Here is a 13378-nt window from a genome sequence, read left to right as displayed (position 1 = left end):
ACGATGGTCTAAACCATTGAGGGCTCCGATATGATTCGACTAGGGGATAAACTACGTTTAAGCGACCGGGAACAGCACGCCTTTCGGGTGATGACCGATCGCGCCGCGCCGCCGAAGACGGTGGCGGAGTACAATGCGGCCTTGCAAGTCGCGGCCGATGCCGTGCGGGATAAGGACACGAGTGCCGAATCCCGCTTGCTGCAAGCCGTGTTACTCGGCGAATGCCTCCAACAGGAGTAATTCGGCCAGAAGGTGGGCTTTAGCTTCGCCGATCGCCTTGCTCGCCATCAATTGGCGTAAGGTGTCGGCTTGGCCGCGGTCGACGAGCGATAGCACCAAGGTGGTGGCAATTGACTCGTTGAGATCCCGGAAGATATCGGGATGATTCAATAAAGCGCCTGCGACCGTGGCCGGTTTTAACGCGGCCAGTTCGAGGATCTTATCCGCCGTGGACATGGAGGGTTCGCGGCGTGGCAATTTCGAAACAGAATTGAGGTTCATGGTCGTATCTCCTATAAAAAAGGGAGACACGCCCCCATCGGGAGAGGTCTCCCTGGGTGGGGTGGGTAATCATCAAACGATATTAAACATCAATACCGATCGAGGTTTGCATGATCAAACATGCGGGTAAAGTCCGATTGACCCGAGCGGAATTTCGCCGCTTACAACGCAACAACGCCAGGCGCGGTTACGCGGTCAATACGATTAAAACGACAGCGGAGTACGATGTCGCCTTGGTTCAGGCGTGCTCCCCGGTGTTCCTGGCCGATTTACTGCAGGCGTTGGAAATGGGTAGCAGTCCTTTAATGCGTGGCGAGGTCACTTTCGATCAGTTGACCGACAGTTAACCTACGGTTGACGTTCAACCGACAGACACTGCACGTTCGGCGATCGCGGTCAGCGCAACTGCGTGCAGCTGCTTGAGCAAGTCGACTTCGGGATCGTCACGGTGTTGCCAATTGTCCGGCAACGACGCGATATACGTCGTGACCAGGGTGGGCTCGGTTTTAGCCATCTCGAACAGGCGACGGGTAGTATCCCGGCGGTTCTTAAGATCGGTTAAAAACAGCCAAACAGCTTCTGATTTTGTCATAGTGCACCTCCAACAATCAGGGGGCACCGATGGCCCGATAGGGCGTGATGCCCCATTCGGGTTATAAAATAGGCCGTTGATAGCAACGGCCGGACGAAGCCGGGTTTGACGCACCCGGTACCACCAAGGACATGCCTTGATCGCCGCCTGAAGACGGAACGCCTGCTCTGCAGGATTTTCAGCGTATCGATGACGATAGCGCTAGAAAAGTCGGTTGAGGGCTTGGCTTACACCTTAAAACAAGCCCTGAATCGACTTAAAGAAACGAACACTACCGAGGTAGTGTTCGTTCGTTGCTAACGTGTTTTCAAAACCAACTGCTTTCCGTCACGGCCAAGGAATCCGGGTCAAACGCTACTTGCGCGTTTTTGCCATTGTCGTCTCGGCACGTCACGCGTACCCGCGAGGCCGGAGCCTTTCGGTACGGGGCCAGCTCCGCCTCAGTCAGTTGCGGGAGCAGGGCCGTTAAAGCCGCCTTGTAATCGATACCCCCCTGGCTGACGCTTCGACAGACACGCACGCCGGAATGTTCGGCGATGACGTAATCGGCCATTTGCTCTACCCATTGGGCTTCGGTTTTGGCTTGCAGTTCGGCCAGTTGGGTGGCTTCGGCTTTCAATGCCTCCAGTTTCTTCTGCCGGGCACGGTATTCGGCCGCCAGTCGATGCCATTGAATTTCGGCGTCGCCTTCAGGCAAATACAAGTCCCGCTTCAGGTCTTTCGGCGGTTCTTTTTTGGTGATGACCCAACCGTAAAACGTGATCGTCGCGTTGATTAAAGTCACCAAAAAGGCGTCATCGCGCGCGATGTCGAACACCTTGACATGCTGGTCGTCGAGATAGAAGCACAGATAGCCTCTTTTGGCATCGGCGACCAACAACTGCTGCTGCATTTGCACCCAATACAATTGGTAGGCAACCGACTGCTCACGTTCCTGTACCACGTTTTCGTAGGTGCTGGGATGCGGGCATTTGATTTCGACGGGTTCGCCGTTACCGGTAATGCCATCGAACGAGGCACGGATCAACGGGTATTGATCGCACTCGCCGCACAATGGCAACAACAGTTCGTCACACGTGGCTTCGAACCATTGCGCCGCCTTCGTTTCCAGTTCGCGGCCGCGACGAACCAATGGATGGTTGTCGAGGTTGGCTTCCAGGACGATGCCGACCCGTTCTGCCCACAAGCGCCAAGGCGTTTTGTAAGGCGAGCGGTTCAGAATGATTGCTGCTTCACTGGCGGTTACGCCTTGCGATCGCCATAGCGGCCACGCATCGCTGCGTTGGGCGATATCGACGATTTTCATTCGAACTCTCCGTCGATCCGGATGTGACATCCGTGCAGCACGCCTTCTAATTTGCGTTGTTTCAACACCGCGTGGCAACGCTGTGCGAGACGGACATCGTCGAATAGCAACAAGGTGCAACCCGGCGATAGAGTGCAGATGCCGCCTAAGGTATCGGCGATACTGACCAAGTCGGCGTAGGAATGCCGGCGATGAAATAGCCGGGTTTCCGTGTCCGGATCCAGCGCTTTATCAAGAAATCCCGGCCCATAGCGGCGCAGGACGGTCGGTGAGTCGTAACGGCTCCAGTCGGTAAAGCTGGGTATCCGGTTGAGGGATTGATCGAAGGTAGTGATTTCATTCATGACGTTTCTCCAACAGAAGAGCGTCACGAATAGCCCACAGGGCGAATCATGACGCCCTGGATGGGTAAATGAGAAAAACCGAAAGTCGGTTTAATTTCTGAGTGCTTGACGAGCCTTGCTAAGCTCGGCGTCTTTCGCAGATAGCGGCGGAATAGTCATGCCTTCGGTATGCGTTAACGCGGGTTTCGGTTTGGCTTTGTCTAATTCCGCACGGGCATAGATCAGGTCAACACCAGTAAATCGGCTGGCGATGAATTCTTCGGCCGCCGCCCATGCGTTTGCATCTTTTGTCCGCTTAATCAGGGTTTCAACTGCCTTAATCAAATTTGGATGGAGCTTAGATGCATCGATCACCTCCGGCTTGACTTCAGCTTGAGGTTGTTGCTCGGGTGCCGCGGTAGCCGGTTCGGCCGACGGATCGATATCGATTACATCGGAACCGTCGATATCAATGATTTTGCCTTCCATTTCCTCGGCGGCATAACCGCATTCTTCCGGAAAGGCCGCACGCAAAGACGCCGCTTTACCGCATTTGGCCAATTGCCCCTTGGGGCGCTTGATCCACATCGCGGTTGGTATTCGCGAATTTTTACCGCCGGCCGTGCTGTAGGCTTCAAGCCAATAGACTTCCTCGGTAAAGGCGCAACGTTGGCCGCCGACGATCCGGTACACGGTAACCGCTACCCATTCGGGAAAAGTTACGCTGACATCGACGTCCTGCCATTGCTCGTTGTCGTCCTTGTAGCGGCCTTTAAAGGTTCTGGTGATATCGGGCCCCCAGACCGGTCGATCCATGCCAGCCCAAACACCGGTTCGGGACGCGGTGGTCTGGATTTCCGTGATGGAGGGCCAGACGGTTTCGACATTGCGGCCTAAAGCGGTACTCCACATCGGGACGATATGGACCGGTTTTTTGAAGATGTCGAGTTTTCGGGTTTTGCAATAATCCAGAGCCATCAAGATGGCTTCTGCGGTTTTGGCTGTGGGAAAGGTGACTTCTGTCAATACTTTCCAGGATTGCTCCGTCAGGCCATAGGTTTGTTTCGCAGCATCCGGCATTGCCGGGCGAGTAGGCGTATCGGAGGTATTTTTGCCGGGATTGCTTTGAGCCATAATCGTTCTCCTTAAAAAAAGGGAACGACGGACTCCCATTGGGGAATCGGATCGTTCCCCGTTGGGTGGTATAGGCGTCTTGAATGACGCATGGATTGAAAGCTGAGATTGACGCACTCAGTACGGGAACATCGGTTCCCGCCGCCTAAAGACGGAGCGCCTGCTGTTGCAGGATCTTCAGCGTTGATTAACGCTAAATATTAGTGGCCTTTATAACAAAAGAAATTGTGAAGTGGAAGTGGATTTTAGCGGCGACTGGGTACCTGAGCATGTTGCTCGAAGAATCGGTAGAATGGTTAAACACTTGGCGATATCCCCGAAGCCTTAACAGGAGCAAGCCGCTATTTGACTTACCGAAGCCAATGCAAGGTAATATCTGGTCCACGGGCTGAATTATTGAATAAGAGCCTCGATTTTGGCCAAGACTTCGGCCAATACCGCCCCGTCCACCATAGATATCTTTTCGGCCTGACGCGCCGCCCAATCCAGACTCCGAATCTGATCCGCCAATATCACACCACTCACACGGTCGCCGACCGGTAATGGTACCTCAAACGGATATCCTTTAACTCGACTTGTTACAGGGCAAATCAACGCTAACCCGGCTTTGACGTTATAAGTGCGTGGCGTAACGACCAGGCCGGGGCGGCGCCCCGCTTGTTCGTGGCCTGCTTGAGGATCGAACGCAATCCACACCAAATCCCCGCGCTCAGGTACGTACGATACAGCCATTAATTGTTACCTTCTCGGCCAACATCCGGCCCCCAGTCAATGCAATCATGCCGATTATCGGAAGTCATGCCAGCCAGCAATTCCTCCAACTTAAAAACAGGTTTGGCCGTGGTCGGTACAATCCGTAGCCCGGCATCGTCCGCTGTCAGCTCGACCGGCGAACCGACTTCCAGCTTTAACTGTGCCAGCATCGCCGCCGGCAATCGAATCACGGCGCTATTACCCCATTTTTTAATTTCAGTTTGCATCAGATTTACTCCCGTTAAACGCGCTTAATGCAAATCTTTGTCGACCGATATAGCGCCGCCAAAAATGACTAACCCGAGGCCGGCGCCAGCCGTAAAAGTGCCTAAAGCAGTTTGCAATCCAACTTTCATTGTTACCTCTGAAATACATTCAAATCGGTAGCTACATTGTGGCTACGTTTTTTGTGCGTTGCAATCCTGTGGCGACAATGATTGCAAATTTGACAATCAGGATGGCGTGAGATGTGAAGTCTGGGAATTAACTTTCTTTCTTTCTTACTTTCTTTATTTCTTTTAATATGTCAAACTCCTGCCGCCGCAGTTGAATCAGAATGGGAGTTCGCCATGCAAGCAGAAGACTTTGAATCCAGTTTGGGTCGCCCCGCCGATATTACCGACGACCAAATTATCGAAGCCGGCAAGGCGTTGACGAAGGCGAATCGGAATGTCACCGGATTTGCGTTACGCAAGCTAACCGGCGGCGGCGATCCGAAGCGACTCAAAGAGGTTTGGGACAGGCATAATGCCGCTCAAGCGGTGACAAATTCGGAGCCCGTCGTCGAGTTGCCGCTGGAAGTGGCCGAAAGCTTGGCGGTGTTGACCAAGGGGTTGGTCGACAAAATTAACGTGTTAGCGCTGGAGCTGAACGACAGAGCGGTCAAAACCCAAGAGCGGCGGGTAGCTGATGTGTTGCGAGCGGCGCGCGAACAGCAAGCCCAATCAGAGCGCGAGCTGGCCGATGCCTCGCAGGCGGTCGATGAATTGGAGACCATGCTGGCGGATGAGAAGGCCATGGTGGGGGAGTTGACCAAACGCTTGACCGAAGCGCAGGCCGCGAACCAGTTACAGGCGGTTGAGCTAGCCACCTTGCGCGAACGATTGGAGGCGGTCGAGAAGAACGCGAAGGTAGCAACCGAACAGCATGAAGCAGAGCAAGCCAAGCTACGGCAACAGGTGGCGGTTCAGAAACAAGCCGCCCAATCTATCGCGGCCGAGCGAGACCAATTGAAAACGGAATTGACCAAACTGCAGACCAAAGTGGAAACCGCGGAGGAACAGCGAAAGGAGGAACGACAAAGAGCCGCTGCGGAACTTCAACGTACGGGCGAAAAGCTGATTAAGCTCGAAGCTGAAACAGATCGCGCTAAAAAAGAGGCTGGCAACGCGCGGGAACAGGTTGCGCTTCTAACAGGCCAATTAACGGCTATGAAAACACAGGTCGAACAGTTAATGAAAGCTATTGGTAATTAGTTAATTGCGCTGAACCGGGGGCCTGAAAAGTCGCCGTTGACGATCTCAACCAACCGGCCAAAAGCCGTCGGCTAGGAAATTACCCAATTTTAATAGATAAGGCATCAGGTGATCCGTTCAAATGTCCGGTAACTGGCGAGCAAATTAGGCCAGGTTAGGCCCAAAAAAACTTTTTGCTTGTTACCATTATATGGGTAACATCTCTTCATGTTGCCTTATTGCTCGAACAGTCTCTTTAAGCTAGCCTCAAACTGGTCAAGTGCCACTGGCTTACCAAACAGGTACCCTTGGTACGCTTCACAGCCGTGATTACTGAGAAAATCTCGCTGCGCCTCTGTCTCCACGCCTTCCGCAATCACATTCAGGCCTAGGGTGCGGCTCATGGCAATGATGGTATCGACGATGGCAGCATCGTTTGGGTCCGTTACGATGTCGCGAACGAAAGAGCGGTCGATCTTGATTTGTTCCAACGGCAGGCGCTTTAGGTATGACAGGGAAGAATGTCCGGTGCCGAAGTCATCGAGTGAAAACGTTACACCTGACTCTTGTAGCGTCCGCATTTTTCTGACGGCATCTTCAACATTGTCAAGAACCACGCTTTCCGTTAACTCCAACTTGACACGTGCCGGATTCACGCCGCTATCATTCAAAACCTTCCGAACCTGAGCGACAAAGTCAGTTTGGCTGAACTGACGGGCGCTGACATTCACCGCTAGCGTCAGGTTTCTAGTTAACGAATTGCCCGCCCAGGCAACAAGTTGCGCGCAAGCAGTTTCCAGCACCCATAAACCTATCGGTACGATCAGCCCGCTCTCCTCGGCCAGTGGTATAAATTGGTCTGGATACACGAAGCCGCGTGTAGGATGCCGCCAGCGAAGCAGCACTTCCGCACCGAGACAATGGCCATGGCCATCAACTTGCACCTGGTAATGAGTCTGAAGTTCCTGATTTTTAAGGGCATGACGTAAGTCCGCCTCAAGCGCGGTTCTATGATCCAAAAAATCTTGCGTTTTTGGATCATAAAACCGGATTGCATTTCGCCCGGCCGCTTTGGCTTCGTATAACGCCACATCAGCATGTTTGACAATATCGGTCTCAGTCTCCACATGCCCGAGGAATAGGCAAATACCAATACTCGCCGAGTTATGGTACTCCCTCTCACTCAGTCGATAGGGCTTTGCCAATGCCTCTAAAATCTTTTGAGCTAAGTTTTCAGCTTGGCTTGCGGCCTCCATCGGAAGACGGTCCAGCCCCTCAAGCACAACGATAAACTCGTCACCACCCAAACGGGCAACTGTGTCTCCTTCTCGGACTAAGTTCCTCAGCCGCAGGCCCACTTCAGACAGCAATTCATCGCCGACAGCATGCCCCAGAGTGTCGTTAATTTTCTTGAAGTGATCCAGGTCAAGCATGAGCAAGGCCCCGTGACGTTCGCTCCGCTGGCTAGCCGCTAACGCTTGTGCCAAGCGGTCCAAGAACAGCCGGCGATTGGGGAGGCTGGTTAGTGGGTCGAAAAACGCAAGTTGATGGATTTCCTCTTCGGTTTGTTTACGCAGGCTGATGTCGGTAAACACACTGACATAATTCGACACTTTTCCATGATCGTCCCTGATAGCCGAGATTGTTATGAAGATGGGATAAATTTCACCATTTTTGCGTCTATCCCATATCTCACCGGACCATAGGTCGTTCTTGTCCAAGCTTGACCACATGGCTTGGTAAAAGACGGTATCTTGTTGACCGGACTTAAATATCCGTGGGTTTTGGCCTATTACCTCGTCCTTGGAGTAGCCCGTTATCTCTTCGAAGGCTCTGTTGACGCGGATAATATGGGTATCGGCATCGGTTATTATGATGCCTTCATGACTCTGAAAGGTCACTGCCGCAATGCGGAGATTCTCTTCATTCTTCTTACGGCCTGTGATGTCTCGAATGATTGCCCACATGGCCTCGGGGTCACCATTTTTTCCTCTAAGCAGGAACGTCCTGAGTTCCACCGGAATGATTGTGCCGTCATTGCGACTGTATTCCTTTTCATAGACTTCCGATCGACCATTGACGATGACCTGTTCCTCCAGAATACGGGATTCATACGCATGCCACTTTACAGGCGTTATTTGCTTGTAGGTCAAAGTGGGTATCGCCTCGGCCGAATAGCCGATCATCTCCTGAAAGGCGTGGTTCCAATCCGTAATTTTGCCTGACATATCAACCTGGGCATAGGCATCACTCAGGCTCTCGTGAAGTCTTCGGAAACGCTCTTCGCTTGCTCGCAGGGCATCCTCAGATCGCCGGACATCAGTAATATCGATCAGCGTCACCAAATGAACTTCATCGAGTCCCTCCGGCAGTTTAGTGGCCGCAACCAAAGCGATACGGGCATCACCCCATCGGGTGTTAATTTTTACTTCTAGCGGCTTAAATTTATCCCCTTTCCGTAAAACGGCATCGATGTGATCTTGCCAGTCGTGTTGAACTTGCGTCCGATAAGCGGGGTCGGGATAGGCTTTTGGCCACCAATCGGCGACTGTGGGAATATCGCTCAACGTATAGCCAAAAGTGCGAATGAATGCCCCATTTAAATAGGTAATATTCAGCGCATCGTCGTTTATCGCCATAGGGATGGGTGACGCCTCAATGATCGCTTGGAACCGTTCCGAGGCTTGTCGCAGAGCCTTTTCAAGTCGAACGCGTTCGCTAATATTATGAAAGATAGTGGCAAATTGGTCAGGCGCTGGAGAAACCGCGGAAATGGAAAAGGTCTTGCCGAGAGGCGAGAAATAGGTCTCGAATTGCGAGGGTTGCCCTGAGGTTGCGACTTGCGCGTACTGATCGAGATAGGGCACACGGCCGTAGACTTGCGTGGCAGTTTTTCCGATCACATCCTTTATGCTCAACTCGGTATGCGTTGCGAATGCCGGGTTGACATCAAGAATAATATAGTCGACTGGCTGTCCTGACTCATCGCGCACGAGTTGGTGGAGCGCAACCCCCTCGGTCATATTGTTATACAACGAACGAAACCTTGCTTCGCTTTTCCGCAGCACTTCCTCAGCCTGTTTGCGAGGGGTAATGTCGGTGTGTGTGCCGCACATGCGCAACGGCTTGCCTTCTGCATCGCGGAGCATCACGTTAGCTTGGTCGAGAATCCAGATGACGCTGCCGTCCTTGCTTAGCATGCGATATTCGAGTCGGTGCTTGCTCGAACGACCTTCAAGAACGGCGTTGATCGAATCCCACGCCCGACTACGATCATCTGGGTGGATGAAATCCGTCCATTGTTGGGTGGTCTGTTGGATCTCTTGATGGCTATACCCCAACATCGTCGCCCATCGCTCGTTGCGAGAAACCGTGCCAGCCGCGATGTCCCAATCCCAAAAACCGAGTTCCGCGCCTTCAAGGACAAAGCGAAGTTGCTTTTCGCTGTTTTCTAAAGCACGTTCTGCTTTATTTCGCTGAGTGATGTCACTTCCGATACCGAGAATGCCGATGAGTTGGCCATTGTCGTCACGCATCGGTATCTTGATGGTCTGCAACAACTCGCGGTGACCATCAGTCGCAAATGTGATTTCCTCTTCATTGACCGAAGGGCCGTTCTTTTCCATTGCAGCGTGATCGTTGGCACGAAAAAAATCGCCAAGCTCCTTGTCGACGAAGTCGTAATCCGTCTTGCCGACAATATCTCGCTCGTCAGCGCCAAAGAATTGCTCGAATCGATAATTGCAGGCTAGATAGATGCCCTTGGAATCTTTCAACCAGATCAAATTCGGGAGCGTGTCAATGAGCGTGCGCAGCATGGACCGCTCTCGCATTGCTGCTTCTTGCGCGGCTTGTAATTCCCGCTGATTTTCCAGTTGCTGCTCCTGGTCGCGGAATATCTGACACAAAAGCATAGTGGCTGGAGGATAAAGCAACAAGAGTACCCACCAAGCTTGTTCAATGAAGGGAAAGCCCACTTGATCGGGAATCTGCGTGAATGCAGCTAGTTGTACTAGCTGCAGCAGAACAGCCAAGGCCAGATATTCCAGCATTGACGGAGGCACTTGACGTTGCAACCACCATTGTCGTGCTAGCACACCCAACAAGCTGGACAATACTATGATAACGAGCCCAACTGGCGCCCCGATGCCGCCCAGGTTATAGCGATAAATCGCGGCCATGATCGCCGCAATCGCGGCAGTAATTGCGCCTCCCACAACGCCAGCTACTAACAGCACGATAGAACGGCCATCAAAAATCAGTCCAGGAGCAAAAGTCACCGGATTGAGCATACCTAACAAGGTCACGCCGCCAAACAAAAGTCCTAGCAATACCTGGCGATTCAGTGCGTTATTGGGAAATCGCTTGAGGACAAGTTGCCCGGTCGTCACCAGAGCAATCAGAAATGCGATGTTGTTGATCAGGGTGATGAGCATGCAGCAGATTCAAATATTCGAGACTTACCGTTATATTTGGCACAGTTTACTAGACGGCGATATGCAGTTGATGGCGATTTCTTTCACTTATGCGACGTTCTGCCTTTTCTAAGAACTTTATGGATGTCTGAATTAGCAAACGCAAATAAGTACCGCAAATTTCTCCAATTCTAGGAACGCGGTAAAAATCAGCTCGCCGGATACCAAATAGTTGACTGAATCGTAGAAATTCTCAGGTATTCTGCACTGGATAGCCCACCCTTGCCGGCGGATTATGGTCGATTGGGCCAAATTCCAAGGGTAGCTTTGTAGTTATCCAATTTTAAGATTAGGAATTTGACTGACTATATTGGAGAAACGCGACTGGCGGAAAAGGGTCGCCTGGCGACCGTCGGCTCTTCAGATTGATCGCCTGCAAGCGGTCCTTCAATTCCGATTCCCGAAAGCAGCCAGTCGTCACTGAGTTAAACCGACCCAAACCCGTCTATCGAGTTTCTCCAAACCGGTCATTCAGTGAATTACCGATTCATCAAACTGCAGGACTACAAAGCTGACGGTGGTGGCCTCAACCAATCGGCCACCGGACTAAACCGCTACGCGCTATGGAGTCTGTGTAGCCAATCCTGAGGATAATCGGCAGCATATCCTGTGTTTTTCCTATCCAAGCGACGAGGCAATCCGCCTTGTACAGGATAGGAGTCGTGTCATGACCTCGACAGATAAACCCGTCAGCCCCTTGCGTCAACGCATGATCGACGATATGCGGATGCGCAAGTTATCGCCAAAAACCCAAGCCAGTTATATTCGCGTCGTGAAGCGATTTGCGAGGTTTCTGGGGCGTTCGCCGGATACCGCGAGTGCCGAAGATTTACGCCGTTATCAGTTGTACTTGGTTGACTCCGGCATTTCGGCGATTTCCCTAAATGCCAATCTCACGGGATTGAAGTTTCTATTCGACAACACGCTAGATCATCCAGAGTTAATGGCCAAGATGCATGCAGTGCATGAGCCACGTAAATTGCCGGTGGTCTTGAGTCGCGAAGAGGTGGCTCGCTTGCTCGCCGCCGCCGATAATCTCAAACATCAAACGGCCTTATCGGTGGCGTACGGCGCCGGCTTACGGGCCAGCGAGGTGGTGGCATTGAAGGTCAGCGACGTCGATAGCCAGCGCATGACTTTACGCGTCGAACAGGGTAAAGGTAGCAAGGATCGCTATGCGATGTTGTCACCGGTGTTACTGGAGCGTTTGCGCGCCTGGTGGAAGTTCGCGCACGCCCAAGGCAAAATGTTGCCAGGCGGTTGGCTGTTTCCGGGCCTGGACCCTATCGACCCGCTCAGCACCCGTCAACTCACCCGCGCCGTCCATGCCGCCGCCGAGGCTGCGGGGATAGACAAGCGGGTATCGATGCATACGCTGCGGCACAGTTTCGCCACGCACTTGCTGGAGCAGAAGGTCGATATTCGCGTCATCCAGGTATTGCTCGGCCACAAGAAACTGGAGACCACGGCATTGTATGCGCAGGTGGCCACCGATATTCTGCGGGAGGTCGTCAGTCCGATCGAGACTTTGCCGTTAATGTAGTCGAGCACGCCCATGAGGCGGCTTGCGCTTGAGGTCGCGGATATTTTCCGCGCCCACGGTCCCGCTTGGCGACAAGCTCAGCAGGCTCACTTAAGTCTGGGCCAGCTGAAAGTCATGTCCGCCATTGAACAGTGCCGCACCGCGACATTGGGTGGGCATGTGTTGTGCTGTCCGGCTTGCCAGCATCAAGACATCGCCTACAACTCCTGCCGTAACCGGCATTGCCCGAAGTGCCAGGCCAGCGCGGCCAAACGCTGGCTCGACGCCCGGCAGGCCGATCTGCTGCCGGTCGAGTATTAGCATGTGGTATTTACGGTGCCGGCACCGATCAGCGCCATCGCCTATTACAATAAAACCATCCTCTATGGCTTGTTGTTCGAGATCGCGGCGGAAATCTTACGCACCATTGCCGCCGATCCGAAACATCTGGGCGCACAGATCGGCGCCACCCTGGTGCTGCATACTTGGGGATCAGCCTTAACCCATCATCCGCACGTGCATGGCATCGTGCCGGGCGGCGGCTTGTCACTGGACGGTGCCGACTGGCTCGCACCGCTGCGAAAATGCGAATGGGTGGTTTATGCCAAACGTCCGTTTGCAGGCCCCGAAGCGGTATTGGCTTATCTATCACGCTATACCCATCGTGTGGCCATTGCCAATTCACGACTGCTCGCGATGGATGAACGTGGCGTTACCTTTCGTTGGAAAGACTATCGGGCCAAAGGTAGGACGCGGCAGAAAACCATGACCCTCAGTCCGGACGAGTTTATCCGGCGATTTTTGCTGCATGTCCTGCCCAGCGGTTTTCACCGCATTCGCCATGTGGGCTTGCTGGCCAATGGCGGGCGGAGAGATCATCTAGCCAGAGCCCGTGAGTTGCTGCAGGTGGTACCAGAACCCACGGAAACGAAAGCGGACGCACTGGAAAGAACACCCCCGCCAACCTTCGTCTGTCCGGATTGCGGGGCGGCCATGATGATCATCGAAATCTTGGCGCGCAAACCGTTGATTCGGGCGCCACCGCCACAGGGTCCTGTGCCATGAGCCAACACGCCTGCCCAAGCTGGAGCTACCCACCCAAACTTCGTCGGCCAAAGCCGATACGGAAACGCTTGGCCAGAGGGCTGAAAATCCTTAATGATCACCTTCTAACGTCACAAAAAAGCAATCCGATTGGTCATTATCGTCTTCGCCAACCACGCTTGAAGCCCTATCATGATCTTGCAAATCCATGGCTTAATCAGAATAAAACCAGACTCACCATTCAAATCCCCATAGCCGTTCATCCCTGCTAACT

General features: G+C 53.0%; 12 protein-coding genes and 1 pseudogene. 5 read left to right on the top strand and 8 right to left on the bottom strand.

Annotated features, from left to right (window positions below; all coding sequences use genetic code 11):
• Positions 1-30 precede the first annotated feature (30 nt).
• Positions 31-240, top strand: coding sequence for a hypothetical protein (locus C2U68_RS07430; RefSeq protein ID WP_140911868.1), 210 nt, complete (start codon positions 31-33; stop codon positions 238-240).
• On the opposite strand, the gene C2U68_RS07425 is transcribed toward C2U68_RS07430, so the two are convergent.
• Complete coding sequence (locus C2U68_RS07425; RefSeq protein ID WP_140911867.1) at positions 211-501, bottom strand: hypothetical protein; 291 nt, start codon at positions 499-501, stop codon at positions 211-213. The two genes, C2U68_RS07430 and C2U68_RS07425, sit on opposite strands and share 30 nt — an antisense overlap.
• 110 nt (positions 502-611) lie before the next feature.
• Between C2U68_RS07425 and C2U68_RS07420 the strand changes: the two genes are divergently transcribed.
• On the top strand, positions 612-848 hold the full coding sequence (locus C2U68_RS07420) for a hypothetical protein (protein WP_140911866.1): 237 nt from the start codon (positions 612-614) through the stop codon (positions 846-848).
• A 14-nt stretch (positions 849-862) separates the two neighbouring features.
• Here C2U68_RS07420 and C2U68_RS07415 read toward each other — a convergent pair whose 3' ends face one another.
• From C2U68_RS07415 to C2U68_RS07390, 6 genes are all read right to left on the bottom strand, one after another.
• The gene (locus C2U68_RS07415; protein WP_140911865.1) at positions 863-1093 is read right to left on the bottom strand and encodes a hypothetical protein; all 231 of its coding nucleotides are present in this window, start codon (positions 1091-1093) and stop codon (positions 863-865) included.
• A 307-nt stretch (positions 1094-1400) separates the two neighbouring features.
• Entirely contained in the window at positions 1401-2399 is a 999-nt protein-coding gene (locus C2U68_RS07410) for a YqaJ viral recombinase family protein (RefSeq protein ID WP_140911864.1), read from the bottom strand.
• A complete protein-coding gene (locus tag C2U68_RS07405) occupies positions 2396-2743 on the bottom strand; it encodes a hypothetical protein (RefSeq protein WP_140911863.1) in 348 nt (115 codons plus the stop codon). Before C2U68_RS07405 ends, C2U68_RS07410 begins: the two co-directional genes overlap by 4 nt.
• Positions 2744-2833: 90 nt before the next feature.
• Positions 2834-3856, bottom strand: coding sequence for a phage recombination protein Bet (gene bet, locus C2U68_RS07400; RefSeq protein ID WP_140912011.1), 1023 nt, complete (start codon positions 3854-3856; stop codon positions 2834-2836).
• 393 nt (positions 3857-4249) lie between these two features.
• Entirely contained in the window at positions 4250-4588 is a 339-nt protein-coding gene (mazF, locus tag C2U68_RS07395) for an endoribonuclease MazF (protein ID WP_054758393.1), read from the bottom strand.
• Positions 4588-4836 (bottom strand): AbrB/MazE/SpoVT family DNA-binding domain-containing protein, encoded by a 249-nt coding sequence (locus C2U68_RS07390; RefSeq protein WP_140911862.1) that lies wholly within the window; start codon positions 4834-4836, stop codon positions 4588-4590. The genes mazF and C2U68_RS07390 overlap by 1 nt, the downstream gene beginning before the upstream one ends.
• Before the next feature lie 342 nt (positions 4837-5178).
• On the opposite strand from C2U68_RS07390, the gene C2U68_RS07385 reads away from it, so the two are divergent.
• A complete protein-coding gene (locus C2U68_RS07385; RefSeq protein ID WP_140911861.1) occupies positions 5179-6084 on the top strand; it encodes a DNA-binding protein in 906 nt (301 codons plus the stop codon).
• A gap of 215 nt (positions 6085-6299) precedes the next feature.
• On the opposite strand, the gene C2U68_RS07380 is transcribed toward C2U68_RS07385, so the two are convergent.
• Positions 6300-10499: a PAS domain S-box protein gene (locus tag C2U68_RS07380; RefSeq protein ID WP_140911860.1), complete on the bottom strand. Its 4200-nt coding sequence runs from the start codon at positions 10497-10499 to the stop codon at positions 6300-6302.
• A gap of 706 nt (positions 10500-11205) precedes the next feature.
• Here C2U68_RS07380 and C2U68_RS07375 point away from each other — a divergent pair.
• Together C2U68_RS07375 and C2U68_RS07370 are read left to right on the top strand one after the other, a co-directional pair.
• Positions 11206-12081, top strand: a complete 876-nt coding sequence (locus C2U68_RS07375; RefSeq protein ID WP_140911859.1) for a tyrosine-type recombinase/integrase — start codon at positions 11206-11208, stop codon at positions 12079-12081.
• A 12-nt stretch (positions 12082-12093) separates the two neighbouring features.
• Positions 12094-13125, top strand: a pseudogene (locus C2U68_RS07370) (transposase).
• Positions 13126-13378 lie beyond the last annotated feature (253 nt).

This window comes from Methylomonas koyamae (assembly GCF_006483455.1).
Taxonomy (GTDB): Bacteria; Pseudomonadota; Gammaproteobacteria; order Methylococcales; family Methylomonadaceae; genus Methylomonas; species Methylomonas koyamae_B.
Note: the sequence above shows the minus strand (reverse complement) of the source record. Positions and strands in the feature narration are given on the sequence as shown.

Excerpts from the sequence above, each read along its gene's own strand:
- C2U68_RS07375 (WP_140911859.1), top strand. The coding sequence starts at position 11,206 with ATGACCTCGACAGATAAACCCGTCAGCCCCTTGCGTCAACGCATGATC.
- C2U68_RS07405 (WP_140911863.1), bottom strand. The coding sequence starts at position 2,743 with ATGAATGAAATCACTACCTTCGATCAATCCCTCAACCGGATACCCAGC.
- C2U68_RS07425 (WP_140911867.1), bottom strand. The coding sequence starts at position 501 with ATGAACCTCAATTCTGTTTCGAAATTGCCACGCCGCGAACCCTCCATG.
- mazF (WP_054758393.1), bottom strand. The coding sequence starts at position 4,588 with ATGGCTGTATCGTACGTACCTGAGCGCGGGGATTTGGTGTGGATTGCG.
- C2U68_RS07385 (WP_140911861.1), top strand. The coding sequence starts at position 5,179 with ATGCAAGCAGAAGACTTTGAATCCAGTTTGGGTCGCCCCGCCGATATT.
- C2U68_RS07415 (WP_140911865.1), bottom strand. The coding sequence starts at position 1,093 with ATGACAAAATCAGAAGCTGTTTGGCTGTTTTTAACCGATCTTAAGAAC.
- bet (WP_140912011.1), bottom strand. The coding sequence starts at position 3,856 with ATGGCTCAAAGCAATCCCGGCAAAAATACCTCCGATACGCCTACTCGC.
- C2U68_RS07390 (WP_140911862.1), bottom strand. The coding sequence starts at position 4,836 with ATGCAAACTGAAATTAAAAAATGGGGTAATAGCGCCGTGATTCGATTG.
- C2U68_RS07430 (WP_140911868.1), top strand. The coding sequence starts at position 31 with ATGATTCGACTAGGGGATAAACTACGTTTAAGCGACCGGGAACAGCAC.
- C2U68_RS07420 (WP_140911866.1), top strand. The coding sequence starts at position 612 with ATGATCAAACATGCGGGTAAAGTCCGATTGACCCGAGCGGAATTTCGC.
- C2U68_RS07380 (WP_140911860.1), bottom strand. The coding sequence starts at position 10,499 with ATGCTCATCACCCTGATCAACAACATCGCATTTCTGATTGCTCTGGTG.
- C2U68_RS07410 (WP_140911864.1), bottom strand. The coding sequence starts at position 2,399 with ATGAAAATCGTCGATATCGCCCAACGCAGCGATGCGTGGCCGCTATGG.